Raw genomic sequence first — 18161 nt, forward strand, 5'->3', positions numbered from 1 at the left:
TCGTAACGGGATACCAGATCAAGGGCCTGTCCAATGTGCATAAAAAAATCCGGAAACGAGTGAGCGTTTCCGGATTCTTACACAGCCACTGGATCGGTCAACTGATCCTTAACTGATCGGCATTACGAATATTGCCGACAATCCACATCAACTCCGTTTGCCCATTCTTCTTCAGCCAGTGACAAGCCACTGCGGTATTTCGCCGGGCAGTTTTGCGCAGTAAACGGCGAAGTGTATTAACCCCTTCCAGAGTAATCACCGTTTGCCATGCGGCGTCACCAGTGCGTTCGGCAAATTGATCAATAATACGGCAGCTCTCCACTCGAGCATTTTTTGTGCAGCGCGAGATAATCAGGACGTTCATTGGTCAGCCTTAGCCAGGGCCTGAGCCGTTTCCTGCAGAGAGGTGATCATGACATCCAGCGCATCCGCTTGTTGAAAGATATTGATGCAGCGTTGACGAAACTCCTGAGCATCTTCTCCCGCCATTGCAGCGATAAATGCTTGTGGCATAACAAGGGCATCTTTAATCAGATCGGCAAGGTCAAAAACGAGGCCGCCGCGACGGGTTTTACCGTGCATTACTGCTAAACCGTGCGGGATCCCGGTTACCCACGCCGCCACTGCCGCCAGGCCATACGCCAGATAATTACCCTGATCGAGGAAGCGGTTGGCCATATCAACTCCGCCACCCCGTTTTGCACGAGTAAAGTCGCCGTAGCCCACGGTTTGACTCACCATTTTGTAGAGTGCTTTGGTCAATTTCGCCTCTACGAGCATAAGCTGCGTATGGCTTTCTGCCATGTCTATTTCTTCACGAGTGCGATTTAGCAGAGTCTGCAGCGCACTGGCATCAGGTTGAAAGGCGTGTTCACGCTGCATTTTCGCGCTGGTCCAGTACTTATCAATATGTGTCAGACGAATTAACTGAAAACGTTTCGCGGCGGCAAGGCGTTTGTCTTCAACAAACCAAAAAGAAACCCACTGCTGAAGATATTCAGTAGGACGATATTCGCTTTGCGGACTGAGCCAGGAGACATCAACATCAACTTCATTTGCCGAATACAGCGGCGTGCCATCCGTACCACAAAAACCAACCATCACTCCAGCATGGGCAAATTCACGCATCGCCGCCTGGGTAACGGACGTTCCCATCCCCAACATCAACGCCGTGGTATTCGCAATGGGGATATTCCAGTAATACGACTCCTTGCCTTCACTGGTGACATACTCCACTCGCCCACCATTCACCTGCACCCGGCATTTTTCCAGATAATAAATATTGGCACGCCTGGAGTGGAGAATGGTTTTGAGATCAGAAGGAGTAAGGTAATTTGAAGACATAAACACATCCTGTGATTATTTTTATTTGAAGGAGTTAGGATTAGTACAGCATTGATTTCTGTGTGAGAAATTGATTCTCGTCGCAATTATCACAATTGTTATTGTGTGTCACAGCTAATGGTTCGGAGTTGAGAGCGCCATAACGCAGCTAAATTTCTGCCATCATCGTATTTGTGAAACTGCCTGTACGGCAGTGAACATGCTCATATACGTTACAGCGTCGGAAATGGATTTCTAAGCTGCCTGTACGGCAGTGAACTACTGGCGACGTTGACGCATATTGCGACGCGTTTTCTAAGCTGCCTGTACGGCAGTGAACAACTGTATGAGCCTGATTTCAGAACGTCTGGCTTTCTAAGCTGCCTGTACGGCAGTGAACTTGTTGGTAGTGCATTCACTGTAAACGATATGTTTCTAAGCTGCCTGTACGGCAGTGAACATGCCGTTAACGCGTTCTGCCGACGGTTCTTTATTTCTAAGCTGCCTGTACGGCAGTGAACCCGAACTGTGCGCGGGTATTTCTCGTTAACACTTTCTAAGCTGCCTGTACGGCAGTGAACATTGTCCCGGTGGTTGGCGGGCAATGATGTTATTTCTAAGCTGCCTGTACGGCAGTGAACTATATGAAAATGGAGGAAGCATTTAACGAACTTTTCTAAGCTGCCTGTACGGCAGTGAACTCACTGACGGGGGCTTTGAGTTAGTGGCTCACTTTCTAAGCTGCCTGTACGGCAGTGAACTCAAATACTACACGTTTAGCCCGTTGTTAATAAAGCAAAACCATCTCATTTTCCTGCTGCCACCCTTTTTTATCCTTACCGTCCAGCAGCACTAATTATCAACAACTTACCATCATCATCAAAAAAAGGGTCTGAACCTCCCCCACCCCATAAACAAAAAGTCCGTAACCCCTGACGAGATTACGGACTTCACCAACCTACTTAACAATCTGATTAATGCGCTGCTTCCGCTTTGTGCTTTTGTGCACTCTGGAACCCGTAGGTCAGCTCATTTTTCTCTTTATCCAGCGCAACAGTGACCTGACCGCCATCCACCAGCGAGCCAAACAGCAGTTCGTTAGCGAGCGGTTTCTTCAGGTTGTCCTGGATGACGCGAGCCATCGGACGTGCGCCCATTGCCCGGTCGTAACCTTTCTCAGCCAGCCAGTTACGTGCTTCCTGGCTCACTTCCAGAGAAACACCTTTCTGATCCAGTTGAACCTGCAACTCGACAATGAATTTATCAACCACCTGATGGATCACGTCGGTTGAGAGATGATCGAACCAGATAATATTGTCGAGACGGTTACGAAACTCTGGCGTAAAGATCTTTTTGATCTCTTCCATCGCATCGGTGCTGTTATCCTGGTGGATAAGCCCAATCGATTTACGCTCGGTTTCACGTACCCCGGCGTTGGTAGTCATCACCAGCACCACGTTACGGAAATCGGCCTTGCGTCCGTTGTTATCGGTCAGCGTGCCGTTGTCCATCACCTGCAACAGGATATTGAACACGTCCGGATGCGCTTTCTCGATTTCGTCCAGCAGCAGCACCGAGTGCGGATGCTTGATGACCGCATCGGTCAGCAGACCACCCTGATCAAAACCGACGTATCCCGGAGGCGCACCAATCAGGCGGCTGACAGTGTGACGTTCCATATACTCGGACATATCAAAGCGCAGAAGCTCAATGCCGAGGGCTTTGGAAAGCTGCACCGTGACCTCAGTTTTGCCGACCCCGGTTGGACCAGCAAACAGGAACGAACCGACCGGTTTATGTTCGTGGCCTAAACCCGCACGCGCCATCTTGATGGCTTCGGTAAGCGCCTCAATGGCTTTATCCTGACCGAAGACCAGCATTTTCAGGCGATCACTGAGGTTTTTCAGAGTATCGCGGTCACTCTGAGAAACACTCTTCTCTGGGATACGTGCGATACGCGCCACCACGGACTCAATATCCGCCACATTGACCGTTTTCTTGCGCTTGCTTACCGGCATCAGACGTGCGCGAGCGCCCGCTTCGTCGATAACGTCAATCGCTTTGTCCGGCAGATGACGATCGTTAATGTATTTCACCGCCAGTTCTACCGCCGCACGCACCGCTTTCGCGGTATAACGCACGTCGTGGTGCGCTTCATACTTCGGTTTCAGACCGTTGATGATTTGAACGGTTTCTTCGATCGACGGTTCAGTAATATCGATTTTCTGGAAGCGACGCGCCAGAGCACGATCTTTCTCGAAAATGTTGCTGAACTCCTGATACGTCGTCGAACCTATAACGCGAATTTTACCGCTGGAGAGCAGTGGTTTAATCAGGTTAGCCGCATCCACCTGACCGCCAGAAGCTGCGCCTGCGCCGATGATGGTGTGGATCTCATCGATAAACAGGATGCTGTTGGTATCCTGCTCCAACTGTTTGAGCAACGCTTTGAAACGTTTTTCAAAGTCGCCGCGATATTTAGTTCCCGCTAACAGGGAACCGATATCCAGAGAGTAAATCGTACAGTCAGCCATCACTTCCGGTACATCGCCCTGGACAATACGCCAGGCGAGACCTTCCGCAATCGCAGTTTTACCAACGCCAGACTCGCCAACCAGCAGTGGGTTGTTTTTACGGCGGCGACAGAGAACCTGAATGGCGCGCTCCAGCTCCTTCTCACGACCAATCAGCGGGTCGATTCCTCCCACGCGCGCAAGCTGGTTCAGGTTCGTCGTGAAATTCTCCATACGGTCCTCCCCACCAGCTTGTTCTTCACTGCCGGGCTGGTTTCCTGGTTCAGAAGACTGAGATGGCTCGTCTTTACGCGTGCCATGAGAAATAAAGTTCACCACATCAAGACGGCTGACTTCATGTTTGCGCAACAGATAGGCAGCCTGTGACTCCTGTTCGCTAAAGATAGCAACCAGAACATTCGCACCGGTAACCTCACTGCGACCGGAGGACTGAACATGGAAGACCGCACGTTGCAGTACACGCTGAAAACTCAGCGTCGGCTGCGTGTCACGCTCCTCTTCACTGGCAGGCAGAACGGGTGTGGTTTGTTCAATAAAGGCTTCCAGTTCCTGACGGAGCGCCACCAGATCCACGGAACATGCTTCCAGCGCCTCCCGAGCCGACGGGTTACTGAGCAATGCCAGTAACAAGTGCTCGACGGTCATAAACTCATGACGGTGCTCGCGCGCTCTGGCGAAAGCCATGTTTAAACTGAGTTCCAGTTCTTGATTGAGCATAGGCACCTCCCCCAATTTTTATGCCTGCATTCAGGCTTTTTCCAGCGTACACAGCAATGGATGCTCGTTCTCCCTTGCGTACTTGTTCACCATCGCCACTTTGGTTTCTGCAACCTCGGCGGTAAAGATTCCGCAAATGGCCTTCCCCTGGTAGTGAACAGCGAGCATCAATTGCGTTGCACGTTCTACATCATAAGAAAAGAATTTTTGTAACACGTCAATAACAAACTCCATCGGAGTGTAATCATCATTGACTAATATCACTTTATACATAGATGGCGGTTTTAGCGCGTCACGCACTTTTTCTTCCGCCAGTTGATCAAAGTCCAGCCAGTCGTTCGTTTTACCCATTGTCAGTTATCATCTTCGGTTACGGTTATCGGCAGAACGCTCTGCCGCTGACAAGAGCTTATTTGCCTGACCAATCTACTCCACATAATAGATAATTATCATCTATCGTTGGCATCAGCGACATCAGTCACATTACTGTCAATAGCGTTAACTGCTTCAAATTTTTGATGCATACCTACCCCCAGCCCCCTGTCAAACGCTTGACGGCTCGCCCTATTTCTCTAAATTGTATTTCTAGAGTTGGCGAGGTTTTGAACAGCTCCCTCTCTGACCCCGGTTTATTCCATCTTACTTGTATAAGATTTGCGAAGGATGTCGAAGCATGGAAAAGGGTACTGTTAAGTGGTTCAACAATGCCAAAGGGTTTGGTTTCATCTGCCCTGAAGGCGGCGGCGAAGATATTTTCGCTCATTATTCCACCATCCAGATGGATGGTTACAGAACGCTAAAAGCTGGGCAATCCGTTCAGTTTGATGTCCACCAGGGGCCAAAAGGCAATCATGCCAGTGTCATTGTGCCCGTCGAAGTAGAAGCTGCAGTCGCATAGCTCTTCTGTCTCATTGTGTACATCCTACAGGCAAAATGCCAGCCCGATCGGCTGGCATTTTTATCTCAAATATTACTCCCGTGCCAGAGCATCCACTGGATCCAGTTTTGCCGCATTTCGCGCAGGCAGCCAGCCAAATAAAATCCCGGTAACGGTTGAACAAAGAAACGCCAGTAGCAGCGCCAGCGGAGAAAAACCAATTTCCCAACCGGGTAAAAAAGGCTGCAATGTGAAAGCGATTAACAGTGACAGCGTTATCCCCAGCGCACCACCCACCAGACAAACCAGCACGGCTTCAATCAGAAATTGTTGCAACACATCGCTGGCGCGTGCGCCCACGGCCATGCGGATACCAATTTCCCGCGTCCGCTCTGTCACCGATACCAGCATAATATTCATGACGCCAATGCCGCCCACCACCAGCGAAATCACCGCCACCAGTGTCAAAAACAGTTGTAAAGTACGTGTGGTCTTTTCGACCGTTTTCAAGACACCGTCCATGTTCCAGGTGAAGAAATCCTTTTTGCCGTGGCGCAGTGACAACAAACGGGTGAGTTGCTGTTCAGCTTCAGCGCTGTCAAAGCCTTCTTTCACTCTTACGGTAATGGAGTTAAGCCACGACTGCCCCATAACCCGCCCGGACATGGTGCTGTAAGGCAACCACACGCGCAGCACTTTACTACTGCCAAACATCGACTGTTTCTCTTCCGCCACGCCGATGACCCTCGCTGGCATATTACCGACAAGAATCACCTCGCCAACCACATCCGCTTTATGCGGAAAAAGCTGACGGCGGGTATTACTGTCGAGAACAACTACCTGCGCGCGACCATTCAGTTGCTCCTGATTAAAGGTGTTCCCTTCGCTGAAACTCATACCATAAACATTAAAATAGTCCCCGCTTACGCCGTTGGCGCTGGCAGCAACATCAACATTGTTATAACGCAGGCGCAGGTTTTGCGAGACGGCGGGTGTGGCAGAAGCGACCCACGGTTGTTTTTGAATGGCGATTAAATCGTCGTACTTCAGCGCCTGCTGATATTGCGGATCGTCATCGCCAAAATCTTTCCCAGGATAGACATCAATAGTATTAGTACCAATAGAACGAATATCCGCCAGTACCATTTGTTTAGCCGCGTCGCCCACCACGACAATAGATACCACCGACGCAATACCGATAATAATCCCCAGCATGGTCAGTAAAGTACGCATTTTATTGGCTGCCAGCGCGCGCCACGCCATCGTCAGCGCCTCGTTAAAACCGCTGACGAACTGCCGCCAGCCAGACGCCGTTTTGACACCCGGTTCGCTGTTGGCTGCAGCAGTATTTTTTTCAATAGCGGGTGGATTACGCACGATTTCGCCGTCGTGAATTTCGATCACCCGCTCTGCCTGGGCGGCAACCTGCGGATCATGAGTGACGATAATCACCGTGTGCCCGCGATCGCGCAACTGATGCAGGACAGTCATCACCTCTTCACCGGAATGGCTGTCCAGCGCGCCTGTCGGTTCATCAGCGAGGATCACCTGCCCACCGTTCATCAACGCGCGGGCGATACTGACTCGCTGTTGTTGACCACCGGAAAGCTGAGCAGGGTAATACTCTGCGCGCTCTTCCAGCCCCAGTCGTTGCAGTAATTGCCGGGCGCGCAGCAGTCGCTGTTTACGCTCAAGGCCAGCATAGACGGCGGGAACTTCAACGTTCTGCTCGGCGGTTAAATGCGAAAGCAGGTGGTAACGCTGAAAAATAAAGCCAAAATGCTCGCGACGGAGCTGCGCCAGCGCATCGGCGTCCAGCGTGGCAACATCCTGACCGGCGACGCGATAGGTGCCGCTTGTGGCTTTATCCAGGCAGCCGAGGATATTCATCAGGGTCGATTTACCGGAACCCGAAGCGCCGACAATCGCCACCATCTCTCCGGCATAAATATCCAGAGTGATCCCCTTCAGCACCTCAACCTGCTCATCTCCCGCGGGATAGCTACGGCGAATATCCTTCAATTCGAGCAAAGGCGTCATTGCGCAGCTCCTGGTTTGGCCTCACCAATCACCACTTCTTCGCCCACTTCCAGCCCTTTGACAATCTCAACATCGGTATCGTTACGTGCGCCAATCGTTACTTCACGCTCGCGCGTTTCTCCATTACGTAGCAGTTTGATCTTATAGCGGTTATCGCCAACCGGATCGCCTAACGCCGACAGTGGGATTGTCAGCACGTTTTTCACATCAGTGAGCTGAATGTGCACCTGTGCAGTCATATCCAGCCGCAACAGACCATCGGGGTTTGGTACTTCAAAACGGGCGTAATAGAAAATAGCGTCGTTGACCTTTTCCGGTGTTGGCAACACATCTTTAATCTGCCCTTCATAGCGCGTCAGCGGATCGCCAAGCACCGTAAACCAGGCTTTTTGCCCCGGCTTCAGGTGGATAACATCCGCTTCAGAAACCTGCGCTTTTACCAGCATGGTACTCATATCTGCCAGCGTCAAAATGTTCGGCGCTTGTTGTGCGGCAATCACCGTCTGCCCTTGCAGGGTAGTGATTTGCGTGACTTCCCCGGCCATCGGAGCAACGATGCGGGTGTAATCGAGATTGGTTTTAGCTGTGTCGAGAGAGGCCTGATTGCGTTTGATTTGCGCATCAATGGTGCCAATCTGCGCCTGTTTAACAGCCATTTCAGTCGCAGCAGTGTCGAGATCCTGCTGTGAAACGGCCTGCGTTTGCGCCAGTCGTTGCTGGCGAGAGTATGTCACCCGAGCCAGTTTCAGTTCTGCTTCCGCCTGCTGACGTTGTGCGCGCAGCTCCATCAGCGTCGCTTCCACTTCCTTGATCTGGTTTTCAGCCTGTTCTGGATCAATAACGCCTAAAAGCTGATCTTTTTTCACTTTATCGCCAATCGCCACCGACAGCGTTTTCAACTGACCGCTAACCTGCGCGCCAACATCAACTTTACGCAACGCGTCGAGCTTTCCGGTCGCCAGCACGCTTTGCTGCAAATCACCGGGGCGCACTATCAATGTCTGATAAGTTGGCACCGGCGCATTGAGAATTTTCCACAATGCAACCAACCCGGCAATGACTATCACCAGCGCAATAACGTAACGCTTCTTAATGTTTCTTCGCTTTTTCATAAATATATTGAGTACTCCATACGCGCATCCGGGCGTTGTTAACATCAACAAAATATCAACAAAACCCTAAAATTTCCGTTAGTAATCACATTATTGATGTTTGGTTAAGATTTCCGATGGTGAAATCGACGCTATGTATAATCATTGATTTTGTGAATATGTCACAACTTACTGAACGGGCTTTTACGCCATCTGAATCTCTTAGCAGCATGTCTCTTTTCCTTAGTCTGGCTGGTGGCCAGTGGCGACCAGGTAAATTCTGGCATCGCCGTAGCTTTCGCCAGAAATTTTTGCTGCGCTCTTTGATTATGCCGCGTTTAAGCGTTGAGTGGATGAACGAACTATCCCACTGGCCGAACCTCAATACGCTGTTAACACGCCAGCCGCGACTGCCTGTTCGTCTGCATCGCCCTTACCTTGCCGCCAATCTTAACCGCAAACAATTACTGGAGGCGTTACGTTACCATTATGCATTGCTGCGTGCCTGCATGTCGGCGGAAGAATTCAGCTTATATTTGAATACCCCCGGGCTGCAACTGGCGAAGCTGGAAGGAAAAAACGGCGAGCAGTTCACGCTTGAACTGACCATGATGATCTCAATGGATAAAGAAGGTGACAGCACGATCCTGTTCCGTAACAGCGAGGGCATCCCTCTGGCAGAGATCACCTTCACTCTGTGTGAGTACCAGGGAAAAAGAACGCTGTTTATTGGTGGACTGCAAGGCGCGAAATGGGAAATTCCGCACCAGGAAATCCAGAATGCGACGAAAGCCTGCCACGGTCTGTTTCCAAAACGTCTGGTGATGGAAGCGGTCTGTCTCTTTGCCCAACGCTTACAGGTTGAGCAGATTATTGCCGTCAGCAATGAAACGCATATTTATCGCAGCCTGCGCTATCGCGATAAAGAAGGAAAAATCCATGCGGACTATAACGCGTTCTGGGAGTCGGTTGGCGGCGAATGCGATGCCGAACGGCATTACCGACTTCCTGGTCAGATAGTACGAAAAGAAGTTGCTGAAATAGCCAGTAAAAAACGAGCTGAATACCGTCGCCGCTATGAGATGCTCGACGCTATTCAGCCACAGATGGCAACGATGTTTTGCGGTTAATCTGCCCGACCGCGCGCCAGCCACAGCACGCGCGAGAACATTTTTTTCAGCAATGCCGGTACGGACTCCACACCACGGCGTCCGGCCTCCATTGCAACCTCAATGGCGAGATCGGGTTTGGAAGAGCGATGGATCGCCTTCGAGATAATTTTGCGCAGATTCATCGGTACATTTTCCGGGATTTGCGCCACGCGATGGAATACATCGGAAAATCCCTGGCGATACATAAAATGCTCCATATCCAGCGCCGGTAATGCCGTTAAATGCTCTCGTTCAGCTTCCCGATCGTTATTCAACAGGCTGCGCACCGTAGCGGCATACTTCTTCCCGGCTTCATCGCCATCGACCAGCACATGCCACTCAATCCCCATCCGGCGGGCAAATTTAACCAGCGGTTTTAATCCTGACTGGGCAAATTCAATGACCTTGATCCCTTCAGCATCAAAATGATGCCCACACTGGCGCGCCAGTTCGTTAATAACCCAGGTTTCTGTTTCCCCTTCCACCAGCAACCAACAACGGGCAAACAGCGATGACGGACGGTTAAAACGAATGTGAAAGGATATGCGTCGGCTATCTTCGGTACTCAAGCCACTCGGCCCCAGACGCCATGCGGCAACGCGAGAAGATTCACGCACCAGACGGCAAACATGCTCTACCGGCGTTAACGAAAGCAGCTCGCCAGAGTTGGTGGTAGCAATACGCTGCAATGGCAGAAGGTTCAACAGATGCCAGGCGACTGAAAGCATAATCGGATGCAGGCGCGTTTCCGGATCTTCTATCAACAATAACGGACGCGCGTCTTTATCCAGCCGCAATGTGCCTTTTGCCTGTAGCAAAGTCGCAAATAGCCCAAGCAAAATAACCCGATACGAACGACCTCCAGGCCGGTCAATCATCCGGTTGATGATATCCAGATAACGCCAGCTCCGTTGCTCATTGCTGGCCCGCCGCCGCATTAAGCGGTATCTCGCCTGCCCGGCTCCCTGCTCCGAAAAATAATGCTCAAGCAGTTGCACCATTGCCGAAAGCCCCTGACGAATCTGCCCGTCAGTAAGATTTTGTGGATGTGAGGATAATTCACGGGCAAGAAAATCCAACTGGCGCGCGGTAACTTCCACATTGGGCACATTTGGTACAGTTCCGTTGCGAATACGGCGCATAAAGCGGGCATCACGCAAGCGCAGAACAGGCATCAACCGCACCAGATGACGCGCCTGATCGTTAATATCATCAACCTCAATCGGATGCCCGTCTTTATCAAGAAAACTGCGCAGCGTCATCACGCTGCCATCTTCCGCACACTCCCCTTCCAGACGATAAAAAATGCGGTGATAACCATCGACGCACGGCGTCCAGCATGTTTCAAGTGGGCGATAACGGCGAACACGATGCCGCCCTGGCAGCGATTCACGAAAGGTCAGAATGATATGCAGATGGTGTTCCCGGCCATTGATATCGCCCGGCGGAAACCAGAAATCGTCGCGTTCAAAATGGTAGAGATCTGATTCTGGCGATAGCAGTAGGGTTAGCGCATCCAGCAAACTGGATTTACCCCACGCGTTCTCCCCAATCAGGACGTTGTTTTGTTCCAGCATCAACGATAGTCGGTTGATACCACGAAAGCCCACAATTTCAACGCGCTCAAGAATCATATCCCCTCCAGAAATATGTTACTTATCCTTTACTCCGGCAGTATAACGGGAAAGCCCCCAGGAATACGTGATGACATCACACTTAAGCATGGCAAATGTCTGAAAAATGAGCGAATAATTGTGTCAGACGCCCTCTCACTGATTTCCCCCAAAAAACAATAAAATCAAATGATTAATCTTGTGTATTATTTTTATTACCCCCAAAGGTTTAATTTCGTGGTTTGCACTACACTGTCAATCAGGCAAATGACTATATGGGGGAACCCTCATTTGTTCTAAATCAAAATTACTGGATTTATTTATCTGGCGAATGACTCAGCTTCGTTTTTAAAATACCCACGCATTATTTCTGTCGTCACTTTTTTACGACGACCCTATAAAACGACCATATTTTTCACAGGGTCAATTTTTAATTGAGGTGGATATGTTCAGAAAATTAGCAGCAGAATGTTTTGGTACTTTCTGGCTTGTATTTGGTGGCTGCGGTAGCGCTGTGCTGGCGGCAACATTTCCGGAATTAGGTATTGGCTTTGCTGGTGTCGCGCTGGCGTTTGGTCTGACAGTACTGACCATGGCCTTCGCTGTTGGTCATATTTCTGGTGGTCATTTTAACCCGGCAGTCACTATTGGTTTATGGGCTGGCGGTCGTTTCCCGGCAAAAGAAGTCGTTGGCTACGTCATTGCCCAGGTTGTTGGCGGTATTGTTGCGGCGGCACTGCTGTATTTAATCGCCAGCGGTAAAGCCGGATTTGACGCGGCAGCCAGCGGTTTTGCGTCTAACGGTTATGGTGAGCATTCACCTGGCGGCTATTCCATGCTTTCTGCATTGGTTGTTGAACTGGTATTGAGCGCTGGTTTCTTGCTGGTGATCCACGGTGCGACCGACAAATTCGCGCCGGCGGGTTTTGCGCCGATTGCCATTGGTCTGGCATTAACGCTGATTCACTTAATCAGTATTCCGGTCACTAACACCTCCGTTAACCCGGCGCGCAGCACTGCGGTTGCTATCTTCCAGGGTGGCTGGGCGTTAGAACAACTGTGGTTCTTCTGGGTAGTGCCCATTGTCGGCGGTATTATTGGTGGTCTGATTTACCGGACACTGCTGGAAAAACGCGATTAATTAACACAGAAGGCCTGACGCAATGTCAGGCCTTCTCATTTGCATAACGTTTCCTTTTAATTGCAACTTTACTCATCCTTCCGCTTTCAGTAGTGTGTCATCGCGCATTTCGATTTCTTCTTTGCAAGGGCTGAGTTTTCATGTTTTCTGGGCTGTTAATCATTCTGGTGCCACTCATTGTGGGTTACCTCATTCCGCTTCGCCAAAAAGCTGCGTTAAAACGCATTAATCAGTTATTAAGCTGGATGGTCTATCTCATTCTCTTTTTTATGGGTATTAGCCTGGCGTTCCTTGATAATCTCGCCAGTAATTTGCTGGCGATCCTGCATTATTCCGCCGTCAGTATTACCGTTATTTTGCTATGCAATATTGTCGCCTTGCTGTGGCTGGAGCGTGGTTTGCCATGGCGTAATCACCACCAGCAAGAGAAATTACCGTCACGTATTGCGATGGCACTGGAGTCGCTAAAACTGTGCGGCGTAGTAGTGATTGGTTTTGCCATTGGCCTTAGCGGATTAGGTTTCTTACAACACGCCACTGAAGCCAGCGAATACACGTTAATTCTGTTACTTTTCCTCGTCGGTATTCAGCTACGCAATAATGGCATGACCTTAAAGCAGATTGTCCTTAATCGCCGGGGAATGATTGTCGCTGTGGTAGTGGTTGCCAGTTCATTAATTGGCGGTTTAATTAACGCCTTTATTCTTGATCTCCCTATCAACACCGCGCTGGCAATGGCCTCCGGTTTCGGCTGGTATTCTCTTTCCGGTATATTGTTGACCGAATCTTTTGGCCCGGTAATCGGTAGCGCAGCGTTTTTTAATGATCTGGCACGAGAGCTGATCGCCATCATGCTAATCCCCGGCCTTATCCGTCGCAGTCGCTCAACGGCGCTGGGTTTGTGCGGTGCCACATCGATGGATTTCACCCTGCCCGTTCTTCAGCGTACAGGTGGTCTGGAGATGGTCCCGGCGGCGATTGTTCACGGTTTTATTCTTAGCCTGCTGGTGCCCATTCTGATCGCCCTTTTCTCCGCGTAATACCTCTCTGGCGGTAGAACCCTGCCGCCAAAATTGCGCTAAATCAATCTCCCTTAAAGTTGCAACAAAAATCCCTTTTATCCCCGCGTTAAGCGTCTTAACCTTAAACATGTATATTAAATATAACTTTAAAGGTGTGATCATGTTTTGTGTGCAATGTGAACAAACTATCCGTACTCCGGCAGGAAACGGCTGCTCATACGCGCAGGGGATGTGTGGTAAAACGGCGGAAACCTCTGACCTTCAGGACTTACTGATTGCGGCGCTGCAAGGGCTTTCTGCCTGGGCGGTAAAAGCACGTGAATACGGCATCATCAACCACGACGTAGACAGCTTCGCGCCGCGTGCATTTTTCTCAACGCTGACTAACGTTAACTTCGATTCTCCTCGTATTGTCGGCTACGCCCGTGAAGCGATTGCCCTGCGTGAGGCGCTGAAAGCACAATGCCTGGCAGTAGATGCAAACGCCCGCGTCGATAACCCGATGGCTGACTTGCAACTGGTGAGCGATGATCTCGGTGAACTGCAACGTCAGGCGGCGGAATTTACGCCAAATAAAGATAAAGCAACGATTGGCGAAAATATTCTCGGCCTGCGTCTGCTCTGCCTGTATGGTCTGAAAGGTGCGGCGGCCTATATGGAACACGCTCACGTTCTCGGTCAGTACGACAACGATATTTACGCCCAGTACCATAAAATCATGGCATGGCTGGGAACCTGGCCTTCCGATATGAACGCACTTCTCGAGTGTTCCATGGAAATCGGCCAGATGAATTTCAAAGTGATGAGCATTCTGGATGCAGGCGAAACCGGTAAATACGGTCATCCGACACCGACTCAGGTCAACGTCAAAGCTACAGCGGGTAAATGCATTCTGATTTCCGGTCACGATCTCAAAGATCTCTATAACCTGCTGGAACAAACCGAAGGCACGGGCGTTAACGTCTACACCCACGGCGAAATGTTGCCTGCTCACGGCTACCCGGAGCTGCGTAAATTCAAGCATCTGGTCGGTAACTACGGCAGTGGCTGGCAGAATCAACAAGTTGAGTTCGCTCGCTTCCCTGGCCCTATCGTGATGACCTCTAACTGCATCATCGACCCAACCGTCGGCGCTTATGACGATCGTATCTGGACCCGCAGCATTGTTGGCTGGCCGGGCGTGCGTCATCTGGATGGTGAGGATTTCTCTGCGGTCATCGCCCAGGCGCAACAAATGGCGGGCTTCCCGTACAGCGAGATTCCGCATCTGATCACCGTAGGTTTTGGTCGTCAGACGCTGCTTGGCGCAGCCGATACGCTGATTGATCTGGTGAGCCGTGAAAAACTGCGTCATATCTTCCTGCTTGGCGGCTGTGACGGTGCCCGTGGCGAACGTCACTATTTCACCGATTTCGCTACCAGCGTGCCGGATGACTGCCTGATCCTGACGCTCGCCTGCGGTAAATATCGCTTTAACAAACTTGAGTTTGGCAATATCGAAGGTCTGCCGCGTCTGGTGGATGCCGGCCAGTGTAACGATGCATACTCAGCGATTATTCTGGCTGTCACCCTGGCAGAAAAACTGGGTTGCGGTGTCAACGATCTGCCACTCTCGCTGGTACTCTCCTGGTTTGAACAGAAGGCAATTGTTATTCTGCTGACGCTGCTTTCTCTGGGCGTGAAAAATATCGTCACCGGCCCGACTGCACCAGGCTTCCTGACCCCAGACCTGCTGGCGGTGCTGAATGAGAAATTCGGCCTGCGTTCTATCACCACTGTTGAAGAAGACATGAAGCAACTGTTGAGCGCGTAAGGAGTTTATCGATGACGATGCCAACGAATCAATGCCCGTGGCGGATGCAGGTTCATCACATTAAGCAAGAAACACCGGATGTGTGGACGCTTTCCCTGATTTGCCACGATTACTATCCGTATCGCGCCGGGCAATATGCGCTGGTCAGCGTGCGTAACTCAGCAGAAACGCTGCGTGCGTATACCATTTCCTCCACGCCAGGCGTGAGTGAATACATCACCCTGACCGTGCGGCGGATTGATGACGGTGTCGGCTCCCAGTGGCTGACTCGCGAGGTGAAACGCGGTGACTATCTCTGGCTTTCGGATGCGATGGGGGAATTTACCTGCGACGATAAAACAGAAGAGAAATTCCTGTTACTGGCAGCAGGCTGCGGTGTCACACCAATTATGTCGATGCGTCGCTGGCTGGCGAAAAATCGTCCGCAGGCCGATGTACAGGTGATCTACAACGTGCGCACACCGCAGGATGTCATTTTTGCCGACGAATGGCGCAACTATCCGGTGACGCTGGTGGCAGAAAATAACGTCAGCGAGGGCTTTATCGCTGGTCGCCTGACTCGCGAACTGCTGGAAAGCGTTCCTGACCTGGCTTCGCGTACCGTGATGACCTGTGGCCCGGCTCCGTATATGGATTGGGTGGAACAGGAAGTGAAAGCACTTGGCGTAACACGCTTCTTTAAAGAGAAGTTCTTCACGCCGGTGGCGGACGCTGCGACCAGTGGTCTGAAATTCACCAAATTACAACCGGCACAAGAATTTTATGCCCCGGTTGGCACCACGCTGCTGGAGGCGCTGGAAAGCAATAAAGTTCCGGTCGTCGCCGCCTGTCGTGCGGGTGTTTGCGGCTGCTGTAAAACAAAAGTAATTTCTGGCGAATACACGGTGAGCAGCACCATGACGCTGACTGACGCCGAAATCGCTGAGGGTTACGTGCTGGCCTGTTCCTGCCATCCGCAGGGAGATATGGTTCTCGCGTAATCGCATTATGCCCGATGATATTCCTGTCATCGGGCAATTTAACTGTTAGTGCCTCCTTTTTCTCCCATCCCTTCCCTCTCCGTCAGATGAACTAAACTTGTAACCGTTATCACATTCAGGAGACGGAAAACCATGAAACAAACGGTTGCAGCTTATATCGCTAAAACGCTCGAATCGGCTGGGGTGAAACGTATCTGGGGAGTGACAGGCGACTCGCTTAACGGCCTCAGCGACAGCCTTAATCGTATGGGCACTATCGAGTGGATGTCCACCCGCCATGAAGAGGTCGCGGCCTTTGCCGCTGGCGCTGAAGCCCAGCTTTCAGGAGAACTGGCGGTCTGCGCCGGATCGTGTGGGCCAGGCAACCTGCACTTAATCAACGGCCTGTTCGACTGTCATCGTAATCACGTTCCGGTACTGGCGATTGCCGCCCATATTCCTTCCAGCGAAATTGGTAGCGGTTATTTTCAGGAGACCCACCCGCAAGAGTTATTCCGCGAATGTAGTCACTATTGCGAGCTGGTTTCCAGCCCGGAGCAGATCCCGCAAGTACTGGCGATCGCCATGCGCAAAGCGGTGCTTAACCGTGGCGTTTCGGTGGTCGTTTTACCGGGCGATGTGGCGTTAAAACCTGCGCCAGAAGGGGCAACCACCCACTGGTATCACGCGCCACTGCCAATAGTGACGCCGGAAGAAGAAGAGTTACGCAAGCTGGCGCAACTACTGCGTTACTCCAGAAATATTGCACTGATGTGCGGCAGCGGCTGCGCGGGCGCGCATAAAGAGTTAGTAGAGTTTGCCGGGAAAATTAAAGCGCCAATCATCCATGCTCTGCGTGGTAAAGAACATGTCGAATACGATAATCCGTATGATGTCGGAATGACCGGCTTAATCGGTTTCTCATCGGGTTTTCATACCATGATGAATGCCGACACTTTAGTGCTGCTCGGCACCCAATTCCCCTACCGCGCGTTCTACCCGACCGATGCCAAAATTATTCAGATCGATGTCAATCCTGCCAGCATTGGCGCACACAGCAAGGTGGATATGGCGCTGGTGGGCGATATCAAATCAACCCTGCGAGCACTTCTGCCATTGCTGGAAGAAAAAACCGATCGCAAGTTCCTGGATAAAGCGCTGGAAGATTACCGCGATGCCCGTAAAGGGCTGGACGATTTAGCCAAACCGAGCGAGAAAGCGATTCACCCGCAATATCTGGCTCAGCAAATTAGCCATTTTGCTGCCGATGATGCCATCTTTACCTGTGACGTCGGCACACCAACGGTATGGGCTGCGCGTTATCTGAAAATGAACGGTAAGCGTCGCTTGTTAGGTTCGTTTAACCACGGTTCGATGGCTAACGCCATGCCACAGGCGCTGGGCGCGCAGGCAACCGAGCCAGAACGTCAGGTAGTCGCCATGTGCGGTGATGGCGGTTTTAGTATGTTAATGGGCGATTTCCTCTCGGTGGTACAGATGAAACTACCGGTGAAAATCATCGTCTTTAACAACAGCGTGCTGGGCTTTGTGGCGATGGAGATGAAAGCTGGTGGTTACCTGACAGATGGCACTGAACTGCACGACACCAACTTTGCCCGCATTGCCGAAGCGTGCGGTATTACGGGCATCCGCGTAGAGAAAGCCGCTGAAATCGACGAAGCCCTGCAACGCGCCTTCTCCATCGACGGTCCTGTACTGGTGGATGTGGTCGTCGCGAAAGAAGAGTTAGCTATCCCACCGCAGATTAAACTCGAACAGGCCAAAGGTTTTAGCCTGTATATGTTGCGGGCGATCATTAGCGGACGCGGTGATGAAGTGATCGAACTGGCGAAAACAAACTGGCTAAGGTAAAAAGGGTG

The 18161-nt window shown here is 51.1% G+C and carries 14 protein-coding genes, 1 pseudogene and 1 CRISPR repeat array; of the genes and pseudogenes, 7 read left to right on the plus strand and 8 right to left on the minus strand.

The genetic code is table 11. The annotated features are described in order from the left end of the window. Positions 1-124: 124 nt before the first annotated feature. The 5 genes and pseudogenes from C7B16_RS14410 to C7B16_RS25030 all read right to left on the minus strand — a co-directional run. Positions 125-364 (minus strand): annotated as a pseudogene (locus C7B16_RS14410) (hypothetical protein); the annotation flags it as partial. Continuing rightward, positions 361-1344 carry a type I-F CRISPR-associated endonuclease Cas1f gene (gene cas1f, locus C7B16_RS14415; protein ID WP_107179848.1) on the minus strand — a complete coding sequence of 328 codons (984 nt, stop codon included), beginning with the start codon at positions 1342-1344 and terminating at the stop codon, positions 361-363. The gene cas1f and the pseudogene C7B16_RS14410, both read right to left, overlap by 4 nt. 171 nt (positions 1345-1515) lie before the next feature. Continuing rightward, a CRISPR array of direct repeats spans positions 1516-2084; the repeat unit is 28 nt; unit sequence TTTCTAAGCTGCCTGTACGGCAGTGAAC. A 213-nt stretch (positions 2085-2297) separates the two neighbouring features. Further along, a complete protein-coding gene (gene clpA, locus C7B16_RS14420) occupies positions 2298-4574 on the minus strand; it encodes an ATP-dependent Clp protease ATP-binding subunit ClpA (protein WP_000934071.1) in 2277 nt (758 codons plus the stop codon). A gap of 30 nt (positions 4575-4604) precedes the next feature. Further along, positions 4605-4925 carry an ATP-dependent Clp protease adapter ClpS gene (gene clpS, locus C7B16_RS14425; RefSeq protein WP_000520777.1) on the minus strand — a complete coding sequence of 107 codons (321 nt, stop codon included), beginning with the start codon at positions 4923-4925 and terminating at the stop codon, positions 4605-4607. A gap of 98 nt (positions 4926-5023) precedes the next feature. Next, positions 5024-5098: a hypothetical protein gene (locus C7B16_RS25030; protein WP_212741843.1), complete on the minus strand. Its 75-nt coding sequence runs from the start codon at positions 5096-5098 to the stop codon at positions 5024-5026. A gap of 149 nt (positions 5099-5247) precedes the next feature. Here C7B16_RS25030 and cspD point away from each other — a divergent pair, with 149 nt between their 5' ends. Beyond that, a complete protein-coding gene (gene cspD / locus C7B16_RS14430) occupies positions 5248-5472 on the plus strand; it encodes a cold shock-like protein CspD (RefSeq protein ID WP_000410785.1) in 225 nt (74 codons plus the stop codon). A gap of 72 nt (positions 5473-5544) precedes the next feature. On the opposite strand, the gene macB is transcribed toward cspD, so the two are convergent. Beyond that, a complete protein-coding gene (gene macB, locus C7B16_RS14435; RefSeq protein ID WP_107179849.1) occupies positions 5545-7491 on the minus strand; it encodes a macrolide ABC transporter ATP-binding protein/permease MacB in 1947 nt (648 codons plus the stop codon). Next, complete coding sequence (gene macA, locus C7B16_RS14440; RefSeq protein ID WP_000747340.1) at positions 7488-8603, minus strand: macrolide transporter subunit MacA; 1116 nt, start codon at positions 8601-8603, stop codon at positions 7488-7490. Before macA ends, macB begins: the two co-directional genes overlap by 4 nt. Positions 8604-8761: 158 nt before the next feature. Here macA and C7B16_RS14445 point away from each other — a divergent pair, with 158 nt between their 5' ends. Then, entirely contained in the window at positions 8762-9712 is a 951-nt protein-coding gene (locus C7B16_RS14445; protein WP_143192605.1) for a VirK/YbjX family protein, read from the plus strand. Here C7B16_RS14445 and C7B16_RS14450 read toward each other — a convergent pair. Next, on the minus strand, positions 9709-11367 hold the full coding sequence (locus C7B16_RS14450; RefSeq protein ID WP_000599821.1) for an ATP-dependent endonuclease: 1659 nt from the start codon (positions 11365-11367) through the stop codon (positions 9709-9711). The genes C7B16_RS14445 and C7B16_RS14450 overlap by 4 nt on opposite strands. A 424-nt stretch (positions 11368-11791) precedes the next feature. Between C7B16_RS14450 and aqpZ the strand changes: the two genes are divergently transcribed. The 5 genes from aqpZ (at position 11792) to poxB (ending at position 18153) form a co-directional block, all read left to right on the plus strand. Continuing rightward, positions 11792-12487, plus strand: coding sequence for an aquaporin Z (gene aqpZ, locus C7B16_RS14455; protein WP_001516085.1), 696 nt, complete (start codon positions 11792-11794; stop codon positions 12485-12487). A 140-nt stretch (positions 12488-12627) separates the two neighbouring features. After that, a complete protein-coding gene (gene lysO, locus C7B16_RS14460; protein ID WP_000491126.1) occupies positions 12628-13527 on the plus strand; it encodes an L-lysine exporter LysO in 900 nt (299 codons plus the stop codon). Between the two features lie 142 nt (positions 13528-13669). Continuing rightward, a complete protein-coding gene (gene hcp, locus C7B16_RS14465) occupies positions 13670-15322 on the plus strand; it encodes a hydroxylamine reductase (protein WP_000458827.1) in 1653 nt (550 codons plus the stop codon). A gap of 11 nt (positions 15323-15333) precedes the next feature. Further along, the gene (gene hcr, locus C7B16_RS14470; RefSeq protein WP_001516083.1) at positions 15334-16302 is read left to right on the plus strand and encodes an NADH oxidoreductase; all 969 of its coding nucleotides are present in this window, start codon (positions 15334-15336) and stop codon (positions 16300-16302) included. A 132-nt stretch (positions 16303-16434) separates the two neighbouring features. Continuing rightward, positions 16435-18153 carry a ubiquinone-dependent pyruvate dehydrogenase gene (poxB, locus tag C7B16_RS14475; protein WP_000815343.1) on the plus strand — a complete coding sequence of 573 codons (1719 nt, stop codon included), beginning with the start codon at positions 16435-16437 and terminating at the stop codon, positions 18151-18153. Positions 18154-18161: the final 8 nt, after the last annotated feature.

Origin of the sequence: Escherichia sp. 20412-1 (genome assembly GCF_003027595.1) — a bacterium.
Lineage (GTDB): Bacteria > Pseudomonadota > Gammaproteobacteria > Enterobacterales > Enterobacteriaceae > Escherichia > Escherichia marmotae.